The following is a 17,488-nucleotide window of genomic DNA, read 5'->3' as shown; positions in this document are numbered from 1 at the left end:
TGACGATGACCGATTTCATCAAGACTTCAGCTTCGCGCAGCCTCGAAAACGCCGTGCAGGAACATTTCATCCCGGCCGAAGCGCCGTGGTCCGGCATCGTGCGCAAGGGTCAGACCATCCGCATCGAGGACAGCTACGGCCAACAGGCAATCGATACGCTGTTTTATCGCGCCGATGACTTTGCCGAGCGTTATTCCAACCAGGATACGATGCGGGCACAAGGCGGCGCCTATATCGGCACCGGCACGAAGATCATTTCGAACGAGGGCAACGTCATGCTGGTCATGACGGCCGATAGCTGCGGCCGCCACGATACATCAGCCGGCGCCTGCTCCTGCGAGAGCAACACGGTGCGTTTCGGCCACGGAACCAAATACCTGCATGCCTGCCGCGACAATTTCGTGATCGAGGTGACAAAACACGGCATGAGCAAGCGCGACATCGTGCCGAACATCAATTTCTTCATGAACGTGCCGATCAAGCCGAACGGCGAGATGACTATCGTCGACGGCATTTCCGCGCCTGGCGATTATGTCGAACTGGTGGCGGAGATGGACGTGCTCTGCGTCATCTCCAATTGCCCGCAGATCAACAATCCCTGCAACGGCTTCGATCCCACGCCGATCCGGGTGCTGATCTGGGACGGCGAGGACTGATCGATGTTCACCAAAGTCCTTATCGCCAATCGCGGCGAAATCGCCGTCCGCGTCATCCGCACATTGAAGAGGATGGGCATTGCCTCCGTTGCCGTCTATTCCGATGTCGATCGATTCTCGAAGCCGGCACTGACCGCCGATGAGGCCATGCGCCTCGGCACGGCGCCCGCTGCCGAAAGCTATCTTGATGTCGACGCCGTCATTGCCGCCTGCAAGGCGACGGGCGCTGAGGCAGTGCACCCAGGCTACGGCTTCCTCTCGGAGAATATCGGCTTTGCCGAGCGGCTCGCCGCTGAAGGCATCGCCTTCATCGGCCCGCGCCCAGAGCATCTGTCGGCCTTCGGCTTGAAGCATACGGCGCGCGAATTGGCGAAAGCGAGCGGCGTGCCGCTACTGCCCGGCACCGATCTCTTGCAGAGCGTCGACGAGGCGCTTTCGGCTGCCGAGACCGTCGGTTATCCCGTCATGCTGAAGAGCACGGCCGGCGGCGGCGGTATCGGCATGCAGCTCTGCGCCGATGCGGCCGGCCTCAAGGCTTCCTTCGAAAGCGTGCAGCGGACCGCGCGCGCCAGCTTCGGCGATGCGCGCGTCTACATCGAGCGTTTCGTTGCCGAAGCGCGCCATGTCGAGGTGCAGATCTTCGGCGACGGCAAGGGCGGCGTGATCGCGCTCGGCGAACGCGACTGCTCGCTGCAGCGGCGGAACCAGAAGGTCGTCGAGGAGACGCCTGCGCCTGGCCTTTCTGCGGAGACAAGGGCGCGGCTGCACAAGGCGGCGGTCGACTTGGGAAGCTCGGTCTCCTATGAATCGGCCGGCACTGTCGAGTTCATTTATGATCCCCAGCGCCAGGAATTCTATTTCCTCGAGGTCAATACCCGCCTGCAGGTCGAACATCCCGTCACGGAAGCTGTCTTCGGCATCGACCTCGTCGAATGGATGATCCGTCAGGCGGCCGGCGAGGATGTGCTCTCGGGTGCTGGGGGTCTGACGCCGAAGGGTGCGGCGATCGAGATGCGGATCTATGCCGAGATGCCGCATGCCGATTTCCGCCCGAGTGCCGGCCTTTTGACCGAAGTCATTTTTCCGGAAAGCACCCGCGTCGACGGCTGGATCGAGACGGGAACCGAGGTCACGCCCTTCTACGACCCGATGCTTGCCAAGCTGATCGTGGCGGCGGCAGACCGGCCGGCGGCGATCGAGAAGCTTAAGGCGGCACTCGCCGAAACATCGATATCGGGCATCGAGACCAATCTCGCTTACCTGAGGGCGATCGCCGCTTCCGAATTGCTGGCCAGCGCCAAGGTGGCAACGACGGCTCTACGCGACTTCGCCTTCGTTCCCGATGTCGTCGAGGTTCTCGCGCCCGGGGCGCAGTCAAGCATCCAGGAACTTCCGGGCCGGCTCGGCCTCTGGCATGTCGGCGTGCCGCCGAGTGGGCCGATGGACGAGCGCTCCTTCCGCCATGCCAATCGGCTGGTCGGCAATGCCGATGTGACGGCTGCGCTGGAGTTGACCGTTTCCGGTCCGACATTGCGATTTTATGCCGACCAGACGATCGCGCTTGCTGGCGCGCGGATGCCAATGACATGCGACGGCGTAAAATTGCCGCATGACGCCCCGGTGACAATCCGCGCCGGTCAGGTTCTGTCGATCGGTACCATCGAAGGACCGGGACAGCGCGCCTATCTCGCCGTCGCCGGTGGTTTAGCCGCTCCCGTTGTGCTCGGCTCGCGCGCGACCTTCGGCCTTGGCCAATTCGGCGGTAACGCCACCGGCACACTGAAGACAGGGCACGTGCTGCATTTTGCCCGACAGGTACCGGCCGAACCGGTGAGACCGGCGACGGAGCCAGCCGCCTTGACGCGCGAATGGGATGTCGGCGTCGTCTATGGCCCGCACGGGGCTCCCGATTTCTTTCAGGACAGCGATATCGAGACGCTGTTTTCGACGGCTTATGAGGTGCATTTCAACAGTGCCCGCACCGGGGTGCGCCTGATCGGCCCAGCCCCGCAATGGGCACGAAGCGACGGCGGTGAGGCGGGGCTGCACCCCTCCAACCTGCACGACAACGCCTATGCGATCGGGGCGATCGATTTCACCGGCGATATGCCGATCATTCTCGGGCCCGATGGTCCAAGCCTTGGCGGCTTCGCTTGCCCGGCGGTGATCGCCCGCGAAGAGCAGTGGAAGATGGGCCAGTTCAAGCCCGGCGACCGAATCCGTTTTCATGCGCTGGCTCGGCCGGAAGACCCGATCGCCGGCCCGGCGGTGCGGCGGCCCTCGGAAGAAACAGGTTCGCCGATCCTCGGTATCAGCGAGGATGGCCCGGTTTCTGTCGTTTATCGCCGCCAAGGCGACGACAATCTGCTCGTCGAATATGGGCCGATGACGCTCGATATCGCGCTGCGGCTGCGGGTGCACCTGCTGATGCAGGCGGTCGTGAAGGCCCGCCTCCCTGGCGTCGTCGACCTCACCCCCGGTATCCGCTCGCTGCAGATCCATTACGACGGCACGCAGTTGACGCGCCGGCGCCTGCTTGGGCTGCTCTCCGAGATCGAGGCGACGCTTCCGGCAGCGCAGGAGGTCAAGGTGCCGAGCCGCATCGTGCACCTGCCGCTTTCCTGGAACGATCCGGATGCCGAACTTGCGATGCGCAAATATCAGGAGCTCGTGCGACCGAATGCGCCCTGGTGCCCCTCGAATATCGAGTTCATCCGCCGCATCAACGGTCTTCCCGATGAACAGGCCGTCCGCGATATCGTCTTCGACGCAAGCTACCTCGTGCTGGGTCTCGGTGACGTCTATCTCGGCGCGCCGGTTGCGACCCCGACCGACCCACGCCATCGCCTCGTGACGACGAAGTATAATCCCGCCCGTACCTGGACGCCGGAAAATGCCGTCGGCATCGGCGGCGCCTATATGTGCATCTACGGCATGGAAGGACCGGGCGGCTACCAGCTCTTCGGCCGCACCATCCAGGTCTGGAACACCTGGCGGGAGACGCCGGCCTTTGCCAGGGGCAAGCCCTGGCTGCTGAATTTCTTCGACCAGATCCGTTTCTTCCCGGTCAGCAATCAGGAATTGACAGAGGCGCGTGCCGCCTTCCCGCATGGCGGTTATCCGATCAGGATCGAGGAGACGGAATTCTCCTATGCCGCCTATGAGAGGGAATTGCAGGCTAACGCGGCGTCGATCGGCCGTTTCAAGGCAACGCAGCAGGCCGCCTTCGATGCCGAACGCCAGCGCTGGAAGGACGCCGGGCTCGACAGCTTCGTCACCGATGAAGGCACCGGCGAAAGCCCGGATGGGGATATTCCCGACGGCTGCTTCGGTGTTGCCAGCGCCGTGCCCGGCAATATCTGGAAATTGCTGGTCGAGCCGGGCGCCCCGGTTGCGGCTGGCGATACACTTGCCATCATCGAATCGATGAAGATGGAAATCAACGTCACCGCCCATGCGGCAGGCCGCGTCCGCGATCTGCGCGCCGGGCCGGGAAGAAACGTCAAAGCCGGCGATATCATCGTCGTTCTGGAGGAATGCTGACATGCTGCCGACCATCCTCGATCTCTCAAGCCTTCGCGCCGCCTATCAATCCGGTCTGACGCCGCTCGATGCCATCGAAGAGGTGATCTCCCGCCGCGCCGCCGCGAAAGATCCGGCAATCTTCATCACCCCGGTGCCGGATGAGGAGCTGCGCGCTGCCGCCAAAGCCTTGATGGCACGCGCGCCTGAGGCAAACAGCCTGCCGCTCTGGGGCGTTCCCTTTGCCGTGAAAGACAATATCGATGCCGCCGGCCTGCCGACAACTGCCGCCTGCCCGGCCTATGAATATCGGCCGGAGGCGGACTCGACCGTCGTTGCCCGGTTGAAGGCGGCCGGTGCCATCATCATCGGCAAGACCAATCTCGACCAGTTCGCGACCGGCCTCAACGGCACGCGCTCTCCCTATGGCGCGCCGCGTTCGGTCTTCGATGCGGCCTATATCTCAGGCGGTTCGAGTTCCGGATCGGCGGTCACGGTGGCCTCCGGCCTTGCGGCCTTTGCGCTCGGCACCGATACGGCCGGCTCCGGCCGGGTGCCGGCTGCCTTCAACAATCTAGTCGGCATCAAGCCGACGCCGGGCCTCCTGCCGAATACCGGCGCTATACCGGCCTGCAAGAGCGTCGACTGCGTCACCATCTTTGCTGCGACCGTCGGCGACGGTGTTGCGATCCGCAAGGTCGCCGAAGGCTTCGATGCCGCCGATGCTTTCTCGCGTCGCGCCAAACCGGCAAACCTGCCTGTGTCGGGTTTGCGCATCGGCGTTCTGACCGACGCCGAGCGGGAGTTCTTCGGCGACACGGAGGTGGAGGCGCTCTACGATCAGGCGATCGAGCGGGCAAAAGCGCTCGGGGCGACCATCGTGCCCTTCGATTACACGCCGTTCCGCGAGGCTGCCGCCCTTCTCTATGACGGGCCGTGGGTTGCCGAACGTCTGGCGGCGGTCGAGGATTTCCTCGCCACCAACGCCGCCGATTTCGATCCGACGGTCAGAGGGATCATCGAAGGCGCCAAGGGCAAGACCGCGGTCGAGGCCTTCAACGGCCGTTACCGGCTGGAGGAGCTGCGCCGCAAGACCGAGGCCGAATGGGAAAAGGCTGATGTTCTGCTGCTGCCGACCGCGCCAACCACCTATACGGTCGCCGACATGCTGGCCAATCCCGTCGTGCTCAACGGCCGCCTCGGCCGCTACACCAATTTCGTCAACCTGCTCGATTGCGCGGCAATCGCCGTTCCGGCCGGCTTCGGGAAAGGCGGCTTGCCGGGTGGCGTCACCGTCATCGCACCCGCTTTCACCGACGATGCGCTGGCGCCGCTTGCCGATGCGCTGCACCGCGCAGCGGGTTCCGGCATGGGCATCGACCGGCAGGCGGCGATCCCCGAAGCAAGCCGTGTTGTGCCTGGCGATGACGGTTTCATCGAAATCGCGGTCGTCGGTGCGCATCTGACCGGCATGCCGCTCAATCACGAACTGGCAGGCGCCGGCGGGCGTCTGGTCAAGACCTGCCGCACGGCCGGCGATTATCGCCTCTTCGTCTTGCCCAATACCACGCCAGCGAAACCAGGGCTGCTGCGCGAACCCGGCCACAAGGGTCAGGGGCTGGAGGTCGAGGTCTGGGCACTGCCGGCCGATGCTTTCGGCAGGTTCGTCCAGAAGATTCCGGCACCCCTCGGCATCGGTAAGCTGACGCTCGAAGACGGTTCCAGCGTCTCCGGCTTCGTCTGCGAGGCCCATGCGGTGAAAGGTGCGGAGGAAATCACCGCGCTTGGCGGCTGGCGCAACTACATCAGCGCCAAGCTGGCGAGCTGAGGAGAGCTTTGCATGGCGGCAAAACTTGTCAGGCGCCTGATCGATCTGCTGCGGTACGGTCTGACCGCCCGCAGCGAAGCGATCGGCAGCGCCTGTGTCAGCCCTGGCGGTTCTGAGAGCGTTCAGCAAGCTCGACGATGATGCCATCGGGATCGCGAACGAAGGCGATCTTGTTCAGCATCTCGGAGTGGACGGCGAAGCGCGGCCGCTCCTTGATCTCGACGCCCGCCTGTTCAAGGCGGGCGAAGGCCTCGTCGACACTGTCGAAATGAAAGGTGAGGTGGCGGACGCCGGCCGTATCTTCAGGCACGTCGACCGCTCTCGACGCGCCGCCGGGCGGCGCAAAGACCTCCAGCATGCCGCCGCCGGCATCGAGGAATGCTACTTGCATGCCATTCGCCATCGTCTTGCGCAGCACCAGGCTGAGTCCGAGCAGGCCACAGTAGAAATCGACGGTGCGGTCCATGTCGCTGACCGTCATGCCGACATGCTCGAAGGATTTCAGCATGGGAATGCCCTTCCCAGTTCAGACGGTAGCCGCAGCACGCCATTCCCCTGCCGGCAGCCAGGAGCGATAGAGCGGATGATCGGCGGCGATCGGCATCGGCGTCGGTTGTCCGGTTCGCTGCGAGAAATAGGCGGCCGTTACCAGTTCCAGCGAATTGCGGGCATCCTGCAATGTCACCGGTGGGTCGGTGTCCTCGACGATCGCCTTGTGGAAGAGCTCGAACTGACGGGTGTAGCCATCCTCGCCAGGCACATAGGCGGCGAGCACTTCGTCGATCCGCGCCTGATGTTCCTCTGTCCCGGCGACGAAAGTCCACGGGTCACGGCCCATCGTATAGGGTTCGATGATGCTTTCGGCGACGAGGTCGTTGAAGCAGAAGCGCAACCGCGAGATCTCCTTGCGCGAACCCAGCGTCATCGAGAGCGTCGCCAGCGAGCCATTCTGCATCTTCACCGAAAGGGCTGCCGTATCCTCGACCTCGATCGGATTGACCAGCGTCGCCCCATAGGAAAACACCTCGGCGCAGGGGCCATGTACATAGTTCAGCATGTCATGAGCGTGGATGGCGTGGCCGAGAAGGCCGCCGCCGAGTTCGCTCGCAAATTTGCCGCGCCACGGCACGGCGTAATAATCCGGCCCGCGCCACCAATGGGTTTCGATCGTCGTCAGGAACGGCTTGCCGGCAAGGCCGCTTTCGATCAGTAGCTTCAACTTCTGCAGGCCGGAGCCGTAGCGATACTGGAAGATCGGCATCAGCTTCCTGCCGGGGTAACGATCGAGGATGCGCCCCATCTCGTCGACCTCGGCGATCGAGCCGAAGAGCGGCTTCTCGCAGATCACGTGCTTGCCGGATTCGATGCCCTTGCGGCAAAGTTCGAAATGCGAGCTCGGCGGCGTCGAAATGTCGATGATGTCGAGATCGTCACGGGCAAACAGCGCATCCGCATCCTGCGTGTATTCGCCAATGCCGTATTCCTCGCACAGCCCCTTGCCGCGTTCCTCGTCGAGCGAGCAGAGCACGGGGACTTCGAAAAGCTCCTTGTTCCAGCCGAAGCCGGCCAGATGCCGCGCAGCGATGCCTGCGCCGATGACGCCGACGCGCAATTTCCTGGTCATGATTTCCTCCTCAGCGAGCGCCGATGCGAGCGGCTTTCGCCTGGGCTTCAAGCGAAAGACGGCAGACTTCAAAAACGTGATCCTGGGTCATCGCCGTCTGCGTGCGGTTGCCGACGTCGGCGGTGAACGCGTCGAAATAATCGAGCTTTTCGCCGCTGCAATCGATATGGGTCATTTCCTTGCCGTTGACCAGGAAGAGATGATCCTTGCCCGGCCGGCCGGCAATGTCGATATATTTGCGCAGCTCGATGTAACCTTCGGTGCCGAGGATGGTCAGGCGCCCGTCACCCCAGGTCGGCAGCGCCTCCGGCGTGAACCAGTCGACACGCACATAACCCGCCGCCTTGTCGGAGCGCAGAAGCACCTCGCCGAAATCCTCGAAGGCGGGCTTGTCAGGCATCCCGAAATTGCCGATCGAGCTTGCGATGACCTCGCCTGTGGTCGAGCCGGTATAGAACAGGAACTGGTCGACCTGGTGTGAAGCAATATCGACGATGATGCCGCCGAAGGCCTCGGGATCGAAGAACCAGTCCGGCCGGGTCGGCAGTTGCAGCCGGTGTGGACCGACGCCGAGCGTTTGGATCACTTGGCCGATCGCGCCTTCGGCGACGAGCTTGCCGGCCTTGACGGCGGAGCGCACGCAGTGGCGCTCGGAAAAGCAGATCGAGAAGATCTTGCCGGTCTCGGCAACGGTGCGCCTGACGTCCTCGAGCTGGGCGAAGGTCGTCACGCCAGGCTTGTCGGTCATCACATCCTTGCCCGATCTCATCGCGCGGATCGCAAGCCCGGCGCGGTCACGCGGGATCGCGGAAATGCAGATGACGTCGATCGACGGATCGTCGAACAGCTTTTCCCGGTCGATCTGCGGCGCGTCAGGATAGGTCTTCTCAAAGGCCTCGCGCAGTGCCGGCACCGAGGTCTGCGGGCAATAGCCGACGAATTCGCCGCCTGAAGCAAGCAATCCCTTCACGTGATCGAACGTATGCCCATGGTCGATTCCGACGACGGCAAATCTTAGCATCGCTGCAATATCCTCCCGGGGTTCTCGTGCGGCCGGCTGACGCCAGCCTCCTCCATGTCGCGCAAAACAGATAACGAAAGCCGGCTCCTGTCAAGGCGAGATGGAGGGCAAAATCGTCGCGGCCTGTATTTAAATATTTGAAATTTAACGGTAATTTTGTATCTAAATAGTTATTTTGTGGCCTTTTGCAATTGGATTCCCCGAGGAAGCCCGCCGCTTGAGCCGATCAGACAAAGGTCTTTTTCCCCCACGCATCTTGCCCGGCCTTCATGAATGTGATCGATTTTGGTCGTCGCCGGGTCGGAGGGCGGCAACACCCCGCAATTTTTAAAAGAGCTCTCCTCGCTCGCCTTGATGGAAGACCACCATGTCTCAAGCTCTTCTCGATGTCGCCGCTTCGGATGGTCTTTTTGTCGGTCGCATCTGGAATCCCGAAGCGGAGGGACCGAGCATTGTGACGTTACGCCAGGGCATGCTGGTCGACATCACGTCGCGCGAGACGCCGACGCTGAGCGCCCTGCTCGAGCGGCAGGATGCCGTCGCCTTCGTCCGTGCAGCAAATGGCAAGGCGGTTGGCTCGCTGGCGGACATCGCCGCCAACAGTACCGGAGCTCCGGATCAAACGCGCCCGTATCTCCTTGCGCCCGTCGACCTGCAGGCAGTCAAGGCCTGCGGCGTTACCTTTGCGCAGTCGATGATCGAGCGCGTCATCGAGGAGAAGGCCGCCGGTAATCCGGAGCGTGCCGCCTCGATCCGCGAGCGAGTCAGCACGCTAATCGGCGGCAGCCTCGCCAATCTCAAGGCCGGTTCGCCGGAGGCTGCCAAGGTCAAGCAGGCGCTGATCGACGAGGGCATGTGGTCGCAATATCTCGAGGTCGGCATTGGGCCGGATGCCGAGGTTTTCACCAAGGCGCCGGTGCTTTCCTCGGTCGGCTGGGGTGCGGATGTCGGCCTGCATCCGATCTCAACCTGGAACAATCCCGAGCCGGAAATCGTGCTCGCGGTCAACAGCCGCGGCGAAATCAAGGGGGCGACGCTCGGCAACGACGTCAACCTGCGCGACGTCGAGGGCCGCTCGGCGCTGCTGCTCGGCAAGGCCAAGGATAACAACGCCTCCTGCTCGATCGGTCCTTTCATCCGCCTGTTCGATGCCGGCTACAGCCTCGATGATGTACGCAAGGCCGAACTCGACCTGAAGGTGTCAGGCCAGGACGGTTTCGTGTTGCACGGCAAGAGTTCGATGTCAAAGATCAGCCGCGACCTGACCGACCTCGTCAAGCAGACGGTCGGCGCCCATCATCAGTATCCCGATGGTTTCATGCTTTTCCTCGGCACGCTGTTTGCGCCGACGCAGGACCGCGACGCGCCGAAGCAAGGCTTCACCCACAAGATCGGCGATGTCGTCGAGATTTCCTCGGCAGGCCTCGGTGCGCTCGTCAACACCGTGCGCCTTTCCACCGAATGCTCGCCCTGGACCTTCGGCATTTCGGCGCTGATGAGCAACCTCGCAAAGCGCGGGCTGCTCTAATTCTTTGATTTTGCGCATTTCCGGGCGGAAAATCGCGTCGCACTTTTCCTGGAAATGCTTCAGCTACTGGTTTCTTCGCCTGCCCTCCAGCAGATCGAGGACGGAGTTTGCCGCCTCGAGAACATTTGTCCCCGGGCCGAACACGGCTGCAACGCCGTGTTCGTGCAGGAATTCATAGTCCTGACGCGGGATAACGCCGCCGCAGACGACGATGATATCGCCACCGCCCTGTTCCCTGAGCCTGTCGATAAGCTGTGGTAGCAGCGTCCTGTGACCGGCCGCCAGCGACGAGACGCCGACGACATTGACCTTTTCGCTGAGTGCGACGCCGGCAGCTTCCTCCGGTGTCTGGAAGAGGGGACCGGCGAGCACATCGAAGCCGATGTCGCCGAAGGCCGAGGCGATCACCTTTGCGCCTCGGTCGTGTCCGTCCTGACCGAGCTTGGCAACCATGATCTTCGGCCGGTGCCCCATGGCTTCCGTCACCTCCGTCATGCGAGTCTTGAGCACGGCGAGTTCCGGCTCATTTTCATAGGCCTCGCCATAGACGCCCTTGATCACCACATGGGTGGCGGCATGATCGCCGAAGGCAGCACGCATCGCGTCCGATATTTCGCCGACCGTGGCGCGGGTTCGGGCCGCTGCGATCGCTGCTTCCAGCAGGTTGCCCTTGCCGCTCTGTGCGATCTCTACCAGGGCCGCCAGCGCCTCGCGCACGGCTCCGCCATCGCGGCGCCGCTTCGTTTCTTCGATACGTCTGATCTGCGCTTTGCGCACCGCGCTATTGTCGATCTCCAGAATGTCGATCGGCTGCTCGTTGTCGAGCCGGTAGCGGTTGACGCCGACAATGACCTCTTCGCCCTTGTCGACGGCCGCCTGACGGCGTGCGGCCGCTTCCTCGATCAGCCGTTTCGGCAGGCCTTCCGCTACGGCCTTGGTCATGCCGCCCAGTGCCTCGACTTCCTCCATCAAGGCCCAGGCCTTGTCGGCAAGCTCGGCCGTCAGGCTTTCGACATAGTAGGAGCCCGCCAGGGGATCGACCACTTTTGTCACGCCGGTTTCGTGGCTCAGGATCAGCTGCGTATTGCGGGCAATGCGCGAGGAGAATTCCGTCGGCAGCGCGATCGCCTCGTCGAAGGAGTTGGTGTGCAGCGACTGCGTGCCGCCGAGCACGGCCGACATCGCCTCGAAAGCGGTGCGGATGATGTTGTTATAAGGGTCCTGCTCCTGCAGCGAGACGCCGGAGGTCTGGCAATGGGTGCGCAGCATCAGCGAGGACTGTTTCTCCGGATGAAACCCTTCCATGATCCGCGTCCAGAGCAGGCGGGCGGCGCGCAGCTTGGCGGCTTCCATGAAGAAGTTCATGCCGATGGCGAAGAAGAAGGACAGGCGGCCGGCGAATTCGTCGACGCTCAGGCCTTTGGCGATGGCGGCGCGCACATATTCGCGGCCGTCGGCCAGCGTGAAGGCCAGTTCCTGCACCAGCGTCGCGCCGGCTTCCTGCATGTGGTAGCCGGAGATCGAGATGGAGTTGAACTTCGGCATCTCGCGGGCGGTATAGTCGATGATATCGGCGACGATCCGCATCGAGGGTTCGGGGGGATAGATATAGGTGTTGCGTACCATGAACTCCTTGAGGATGTCGTTCTGAATGGTCCCCGAGAGCTCGGCCTGGGGAACGCCCTGCTCTTCGCCGGCGACGATGAAGGAGGCGAGGATCGGAATGACGGCGCCGTTCATGGTCATCGACACCGACATGTCGCCGAGCGGAATGCCGTCAAAAAGGATCTTCATGTCCTCGACGCTGTCGATTGCCACACCCGCCTTGCCGACGTCACCCTCGACGCGCGGATGATCGCTGTCATAACCGCGGTGGGTGGCAAGATCGAAGGCGACCGACAGGCCCTTCTGGCCGGCGGCCAGATTGCGGCGATAAAAGGCGTTCGATTCCTCTGCCGTCGAGAAGCCGGCATATTGGCGGATCGTCCAAGGCCGGCCGGCATACATCGTCGCTCGCGGGCCGCGGGTGAAGGGAGCAAAACCGGGAAGCGAACCAAGGTGCCCGGCGCCGTCGAGATCCTCAGCCGTATAGAGCGGCTTGACGGCAATGCCTTCCGGCGTCTGCCAGGTCAGCGTTTCGGGCGAGCGGCGCAGTTCCTTTTGCGCAAGCTCCGCCCAATCCGACAGTGTCTTCTTCGTCATGCGGTTCCTCCGGCTTTTTTCATCCCCACCCTACCATTTTATAGGCTCCTCGTGCGATAGAGCCCGAACAGGATGATTTTAGGCCGAGCCGGCCCAAAATCTGAATCCTGTTCTATATTATATAGTTAGAGCATGATGTCGTCCGAAAACCGCTCGCACTTTTCGGCTTCATGCTCCAGGATAATTAATGCGGCAAATCCTTGATTTCTATTGCCGGCATTGGGACCCGCCTCATGAAGACCATGCAGATCTATGCCTTCGATATGAACTGCGTCGGGCACATCAACCACGGCCTGTGGACGCATCCGCGCGACTGCTCAGCACATTATACCGATCTCGACTACTGGACAGAGTTTGCCAAGACCGCCGAACGCGGCAAGCTGGACGGCATCTTCCTGGCCGATATCGTCGGTGTCTATGATGTCTACAAGGGTAGTCCGGCGCCGGTGATCGAGACGGGCGCGCAGATCCCGGTCAATGATCCGCTGATTCCGATTTCGGCGATGGCCTATGTCACCAAACATCTGGGTTTCGGCGTGACCGTCAACACCACCTATGAGCCACCCTTCCTGCTGGCGCGGCGCATGTCGACGCTCGACCACCTGACCAAGGGACGGATCGGCTGGAACATCGTCACCGGCTATCTCGACAGTGCGGCCCGCAGCATGGGTTTCGACAAGCTGCCGGAACATGATGCGCGCTACGATGCGGCCGAGGAATATCTCGAAATACTCTACAAGCTCTGGGAAGGGAGCTGGGACGACGATGCGGTGCTGCGCGACAAGGCGGGCGGCATCTATGCCGATCCCTCCAAAGTGCGCACTGTTCGTCACGACGGCAAATATTACCGGATGGAAGGCATCCATCTTTCCGAGCCCTCGCCGCAGCGCACGCCCCTGCTCTTTCAGGCCGGCGCCTCGGCACGCGGGCAGGATTTCGCCGCACGCCACGCCGAATGCGTCTTCATCGCCGGGCCCAATCCCAAGGCGGCCAGGCCGACCGTCGATGCGCTGCGGGCGAAGGCGGAGGAATTCGGCCGCGGCGCCGACGCATTGAAGATCCTGAGCCTGATCACTGTTGTCGTCGGGCGGACGGAGAAGGAAGCGCAGGACAAGCTCGAGGACTATCGCCGCCATGCGAGCGTCGAGGCCTCGCTTGCGCATTACTCCGCTTCTGTGGGCATCGATTTTTCGAAGTATGGATTGGACGACGTCATCGACCGGAACTCGACCAACGCCAATCAGTCCGCCCTTGCGGCCATTACGAAACAGGCAGCGAAGCCGGTGACGCTGCGTGACATCATCGACCAGATGGTCCTCGGCAGCCGGATGAAACCGATGGTGGGCTCGCCCGACCAGATCGCCGATCATCTCACGGCATGGATCGAAGAGAGTGGCATCGACGGCTTCAATCTGGCGCGGACAGTGGCGCCGGAAAGCCTGCGCGATTTCGTCGAACTGGTGGTGCCGGTGCTGCAGGAGCGCGGCGTCTTCAAGGCGGACTATGCTGCAGGACCGTTGCGGCAGAAGCTTTTCGGCGGCGGGAACGGCAGGTTGCCCGCCGCTCATCCCGCCGCCCAATTCCGGCGCTGATTTATCGGTGGTCCAGTCTGGCGACCAGCCGGTCGCCAAGCCACTGGATGCCGCAGACGAGCACGATGAGGACGGCCACCACCGCGATCATCACACTGGTTTCGAAACGCTGATAGCCATAGCGGATGGCGAGATCGCCGAGGCCGCCGGCGCCGATCGCGCCCGCCATGGCCGAGGCGCCGATCAGCGTCACCAGCGTGACGGTGAAACCGGCGACGATGCCTGGCAGCGCTTCGGGCACCAGCACCTCGCGGATGATCGTCCAGCGGCTGCCGCCCATGGCGCGCACGGCATCGATCAGCCCTCGGTCCACCTCGCGCAGCGATACTTCGGCGATGCGGGCGTAATAGGGCGTTGCGGCGATGGCGAGCGGCACGATGGCCGCCCAGGTGCCGAGCGCGGTGCCGACGATCAGCCGCGTCAGCGGGATCAGCGCCACCAGCAGGATGATGAAGGGCACCGAACGGAAGCCGTTGATGACGCCGCCGAGCACGCGGTTGATCCAGAGGTTTTCGGCAATGCCGCCGCGCGCCGTCGCGACCAGTGCAAGGCCAAGCGGCAGGCCGGCGACGAGCGAGATCACTCCCGAGGCGATGGTCATCAGGATCGTCTCCCTAAGGGAGCGAACAAGCAGTTCAAGCATGATCGGTGTCATAACCAAGTACCTCCACCCGGGCGGACCGGGCCGTCAGGAATTTTTGGACCTTTCCGGCAAGCGCGGGGTCGCGCGCGGGAACGGCGATGAAGAACCGCGCCACCGGCTGGTTCTGGATGTGGTCGATGCCGCCATGGACGAGGCGGAAGGAATGCGGCAGCGCCGCCGAGAGTTCGGCAAACAGCGCGCCCTGCGCCTGCGGCCCGGCGAGATCGACGCTGAGGATCGCTTCGCTGCCCGCCGTCGCCGACAGCCGGGCGGCGATATGCTCGGGAAGCTGCGGCCGGATGCCGCCGAGCAGGCTGCCGGTGATATCAGCCTGCGGGTTGGCGAAGATCGACCAGACCTGTCCCTCCTCGACGATCCGCCCGGCATCGATGACCGCGACGCGATCGGCAATGCCGCGGACCACTTCCATCTCATGGGTGATCAGCAGAATGGTCAGCCCGAGCTTACGGTTGATGTCCTTGAGCAGCGTCAGGATCGACCGGGTCGTTTCCGGATCGAGCGCCGATGTCGCCTCGTCGGACAACAGCAGGGCCGGGCGTGCCGCGAGCGCCCGGGCGATGCCGACGCGTTGTTTCTGGCCACCGGACAGCGATGCCGGATAGGCCTTCGCCCTGTCGGCAAGACCGACGAGCTCGAGCAGCTCATGCGCCCGTTTCAGGCGCTCACTCTTTGCAAGACCCTCGATCTTCAGCGGCAGCGCGACGTTTTCCTCGACGGTCTTGGCGGAAAGCAGATTGAAATGCTGGAAGATCATGCCGATGCGGCGGCGCAGCGGCTGCAGGTCCTGTTCTGAAAGTCCGGTGATATCTCGGCCTTCGATGAGGATCTCGCCGCTATCGGCGCGCTCCAGGCCGTTCAAGCAGCGGATCAGCGTCGATTTGCCGGCGCCGCTGCGGCCGATGATGCCGAGGATTTCGCCTCTCTTCACCGTCAGCGAAATGCCGTCGAGGGCGGCCGTGGTTCCGAACCGCCGCTTCACCTCGGTCAGCCTCACCACCTCTTCGGTCGCCGTTTGCGGCTCTGCCTCGATCGCCGTGGTGGAAACAAAGGAATTCATGTGTTTTTCCTTACAAATGCTGAAGGCGGCCCGGGCAAAGAACGCCCGGACCGCCTCTCGGCAGGCCTTAACCCCGGCCCTGTTTCGGATCAATAGGCGCTGAGACCGGTTCCCTTGTAGACCTTGTCGAACTCGGCCTTGACGGTGTCGTTCTGATAGGAAGACACGAGCGTCTTGACCCATTCTGAATCCTTGTTGTCGTCCTTGACGGCGATGAAATTGCGATACGGATTGTCGGCAATCGGCTCCTGCGCGATGCGTTCTGCCGGAGAAAGACCGCTCTTCAGCGCCCAGTCGGTGTTGACGACACCGGCATCCAGATCGTCGATGGACCTGCCGACGATGCCTGCGTCGAGCTCCTTGATGTCGATCTTCTTCGGATTGTCGGTGACGTCGGCGACCGTTGCGAGAATGCCGGTGCCGTCCTTCAGCTTGATCAGGCCTTCGTTCTGGAGAACGCGCAGCGCCCGGCCTTCGTTCGAGGGATCGTTCGGCACGCCGATGACGGCACCTTCCGGGATCTCGGCGACGGACTTGTACTTCTTGGTGTAAAGGCCGATCGGCCAGACGCCGGTATAACCGACGCGCGTGATGTGGTAGCCGTGCTGCTTGATCTGGTTGTCGAGATAGGGCTGATGCTGGAAGGCGTTGGCGTCAAGTTCGCCGCGCTCCAGCGCTTCGTTCGGCTGTGTATAATCGTTGAAAGTGATCGTTTCGATCTTGAGGCCCTTCTTGGCCGCCTCGGTGGTGACCACGCGCCAGATGTCCTCCTCCTCGCCGGTCATGATGCCGACCTTGATCGACTTGTCCGCGGCAAAGGAAGGAGCGGGTGCTGCAAAAGCAAAGAGCGTGGCAGCGGAAACGGCGACGGCGGCAAGAGCCGCGCGGCGCGAAAGGGGGAAGCCGTGAAGATTGTTGTTCTTGATCATTGTTATATCCCGTCTGACTGAATGAGGCCAAGCGCCCCGAGCAGACAGATCATGGCAAATGCGCCCATCGGGAGCGAAGCACGAATGTCCGATGTCGAGGAAGGCTTGGAAAAACTCTTGCCCCGCCATCGATATCAGCAGGATAAATTTCCACCAAATTTATGGATTATCATGGCTTGCAAGAATGGCCCGAACGAGAAACGGCGCCTCGAAGGCGCCGTTTCAAGTCTGTGCGGGTACTTTTCACTCGGCAGCGATAAGAGCCTGCTTTTGGGCAGGAAAGAAGGCTGCGAGCTCGCCGATGACCTCGCCGATCCGCTTGGAAAGCGGTTCGGATGAGACGCGGTAATCGGTGAAGTCACGATCGGAGGCGTAGACGGCTGTCGGCAGCGTATGAGACATGAAGAAGCCGAAGAGCGGGCGCAGCTGATGCTCGACCATCAGCGCATGCCGGTCGCCGCCGCCTGTCGCGGTGATGATGACCGGCTTGGCGCGCAGCTCATGCGGGTCGATCAGGTCGATCAGGTGCTTGAACAGGCCGGGATAGCTGCCCTTGTAGGTCGGCGCGCCAATGACCAGCAGATCGGCATTGACGATATCGTCGATGACTTCCCTGGCGCGGCTGTCGAGATCGTCGCGGCGTAGCGCCTGGCCGAGCGACGGACCGACATCGGTCAGATCGTAGAGGGTGTTGTCGAAGCCGTATTTGTCACCGGCAAGGCCGGCGATGTTTTCGACCAGCGTGAAGGTCTTCGAGGGACGGTTGAAGCTACCCGCCAGGCCGACCAGTTTGTAAGCAGACATGCCATTTTCCTTCCGATATCGTGCCGGGACCGATTATTGGATAGATATTATCTATAAAAAT

At 62.5% G+C, this 17,488-nt stretch carries 13 protein-coding genes; 5 read left to right on the top strand and 8 right to left on the bottom strand.

Features of this window, described 5'->3' with window-relative positions:
- The first annotated feature begins 5 nt into the window (after nt 1–5).
- From FHX03_RS28105 to atzF, 3 genes are read left to right on the top strand one after another with little or no spacing between them, the layout of a single operon-like run.
- Entirely contained in the window at nt 6–656 is a 651-nt protein-coding gene (locus FHX03_RS28105; RefSeq protein ID WP_018516560.1) for an urea amidolyase associated protein UAAP2, read from the top strand.
- A 3-nt stretch (nt 657–659) separates the two neighbouring features.
- Nucleotides 660–4,199 (top strand): urea carboxylase, encoded by a 3,540-nt coding sequence (gene uca, locus FHX03_RS28100; protein WP_183856454.1) that lies wholly within the window; start codon nt 660–662, stop codon nt 4,197–4,199.
- A gap of 1 nt (nt 4,200) precedes the next feature.
- Complete coding sequence (gene atzF, locus FHX03_RS28095) at nt 4,201–6,006, top strand: allophanate hydrolase (RefSeq protein WP_183856452.1); 1,806 nt, start codon at nt 4,201–4,203, stop codon at nt 6,004–6,006.
- Between the two features lie 97 nt (nt 6,007–6,103).
- Here the strand turns inward: atzF and FHX03_RS28090 are convergent, their stop codons facing one another.
- Genes FHX03_RS28090 through FHX03_RS28080 form a run of 3 tightly spaced genes read right to left on the bottom strand, consistent with a single transcriptional unit; the run spans nt 6,104 to nt 8,651 of the window.
- Nucleotides 6,104–6,514 carry a VOC family protein gene (locus FHX03_RS28090; RefSeq protein ID WP_047622188.1) on the bottom strand — a complete coding sequence of 137 codons (411 nt, stop codon included), beginning with the start codon at nt 6,512–6,514 and terminating at the stop codon, nt 6,104–6,106.
- A gap of 18 nt (nt 6,515–6,532) precedes the next feature.
- Nucleotides 6,533–7,630, bottom strand: coding sequence for a Gfo/Idh/MocA family protein (locus FHX03_RS28085; RefSeq protein ID WP_183856450.1), 1,098 nt, complete (start codon nt 7,628–7,630; stop codon nt 6,533–6,535).
- 10 nt (nt 7,631–7,640) lie between these two features.
- Nucleotides 7,641–8,651 (bottom strand): Gfo/Idh/MocA family protein, encoded by a 1,011-nt coding sequence (locus FHX03_RS28080; RefSeq protein ID WP_097627860.1) that lies wholly within the window; start codon nt 8,649–8,651, stop codon nt 7,641–7,643.
- 367 nt (nt 8,652–9,018) lie between these two features.
- Here FHX03_RS28080 and FHX03_RS28075 point away from each other — a divergent pair, with 367 nt between their 5' ends.
- Nucleotides 9,019–10,179: a fumarylacetoacetate hydrolase family protein gene (locus FHX03_RS28075; RefSeq protein WP_183856448.1), complete on the top strand. Its 1,161-nt coding sequence runs from the start codon at nt 9,019–9,021 to the stop codon at nt 10,177–10,179.
- Between the two features lie 63 nt (nt 10,180–10,242).
- Here FHX03_RS28075 and scpA read toward each other — a convergent pair whose 3' ends face one another.
- Nucleotides 10,243–12,381 (bottom strand): methylmalonyl-CoA mutase, encoded by a 2,139-nt coding sequence (gene scpA, locus FHX03_RS28070; RefSeq protein WP_183856446.1) that lies wholly within the window; start codon nt 12,379–12,381, stop codon nt 10,243–10,245.
- A gap of 233 nt (nt 12,382–12,614) precedes the next feature.
- On the opposite strand from scpA, the gene FHX03_RS28065 reads away from it, so the two are divergent.
- On the top strand, nt 12,615–13,973 hold the full coding sequence (locus FHX03_RS28065; RefSeq protein WP_097627857.1) for an LLM class flavin-dependent oxidoreductase: 1,359 nt from the start codon (nt 12,615–12,617) through the stop codon (nt 13,971–13,973).
- 1 nt (nt 13,974) lies between these two features.
- Here FHX03_RS28065 and FHX03_RS28060 read toward each other — a convergent pair whose 3' ends face one another.
- From FHX03_RS28060 to msuE, 4 genes are all read right to left on the bottom strand, one after another.
- On the bottom strand, nt 13,975–14,628 hold the full coding sequence (locus FHX03_RS28060) for a methionine ABC transporter permease (protein ID WP_097627856.1): 654 nt from the start codon (nt 14,626–14,628) through the stop codon (nt 13,975–13,977).
- Nucleotides 14,609–15,694 (bottom strand): methionine ABC transporter ATP-binding protein, encoded by a 1,086-nt coding sequence (locus FHX03_RS28055; protein WP_183856444.1) that lies wholly within the window; start codon nt 15,692–15,694, stop codon nt 14,609–14,611. The genes FHX03_RS28060 and FHX03_RS28055 overlap by 20 nt, the downstream gene beginning before the upstream one ends.
- Nucleotides 15,695–15,783: 89 nt before the next feature.
- Nucleotides 15,784–16,623, bottom strand: coding sequence for a MetQ/NlpA family lipoprotein (locus tag FHX03_RS28050; protein WP_183856442.1), 840 nt, complete (start codon nt 16,621–16,623; stop codon nt 15,784–15,786).
- A gap of 243 nt (nt 16,624–16,866) precedes the next feature.
- Nucleotides 16,867–17,427, bottom strand: a complete 561-nt coding sequence (gene msuE / locus FHX03_RS28045; protein ID WP_097627853.1) for an FMN reductase — start codon at nt 17,425–17,427, stop codon at nt 16,867–16,869.
- Between the last annotated feature and the right edge of the window lie 61 nt (nt 17,428–17,488).

It is taken from the genome of Rhizobium sp. BK456, from assembly GCF_014194045.1.
In the GTDB taxonomy this organism is placed as follows: Bacteria; Pseudomonadota; Alphaproteobacteria; order Rhizobiales; family Rhizobiaceae; genus Rhizobium; species Rhizobium redzepovicii.
The sequence above is the reverse complement of the archived record's forward strand: the minus strand, read 5'-3'. Positions and strand labels throughout refer to the sequence as shown.

Bases quoted from the DNA above. Each gene is read 5' to 3' on its own strand.
- FHX03_RS28050 (WP_183856442.1), bottom strand. From the start codon at position 16,623: ATGATCAAGAACAACAATCTTCACGGCTTCCCCCTTTCGCGCCGCGCG.
- FHX03_RS28090 (WP_047622188.1), bottom strand. From the start codon at position 6,514: ATGCTGAAATCCTTCGAGCATGTCGGCATGACGGTCAGCGACATGGAC.
- msuE (WP_097627853.1), bottom strand. From the start codon at position 17,427: ATGTCTGCTTACAAACTGGTCGGCCTGGCGGGTAGCTTCAACCGTCCC.
- scpA (WP_183856446.1), bottom strand. From the start codon at position 12,381: ATGACGAAGAAGACACTGTCGGATTGGGCGGAGCTTGCGCAAAAGGAA.
- FHX03_RS28105 (WP_018516560.1), top strand. From the start codon at position 6: ATGACCGATTTCATCAAGACTTCAGCTTCGCGCAGCCTCGAAAACGCC.
- FHX03_RS28055 (WP_183856444.1), bottom strand. From the start codon at position 15,694: ATGAATTCCTTTGTTTCCACCACGGCGATCGAGGCAGAGCCGCAAACG.
- FHX03_RS28060 (WP_097627856.1), bottom strand. From the start codon at position 14,628: ATGACACCGATCATGCTTGAACTGCTTGTTCGCTCCCTTAGGGAGACG.
- FHX03_RS28075 (WP_183856448.1), top strand. From the start codon at position 9,019: ATGTCTCAAGCTCTTCTCGATGTCGCCGCTTCGGATGGTCTTTTTGTC.
- FHX03_RS28085 (WP_183856450.1), bottom strand. From the start codon at position 7,630: ATGACCAGGAAATTGCGCGTCGGCGTCATCGGCGCAGGCATCGCTGCG.
- atzF (WP_183856452.1), top strand. From the start codon at position 4,201: ATGCTGCCGACCATCCTCGATCTCTCAAGCCTTCGCGCCGCCTATCAA.
- FHX03_RS28080 (WP_097627860.1), bottom strand. From the start codon at position 8,651: ATGCTAAGATTTGCCGTCGTCGGAATCGACCATGGGCATACGTTCGAT.
- uca (WP_183856454.1), top strand. From the start codon at position 660: ATGTTCACCAAAGTCCTTATCGCCAATCGCGGCGAAATCGCCGTCCGC.
- FHX03_RS28065 (WP_097627857.1), top strand. From the start codon at position 12,615: ATGAAGACCATGCAGATCTATGCCTTCGATATGAACTGCGTCGGGCAC.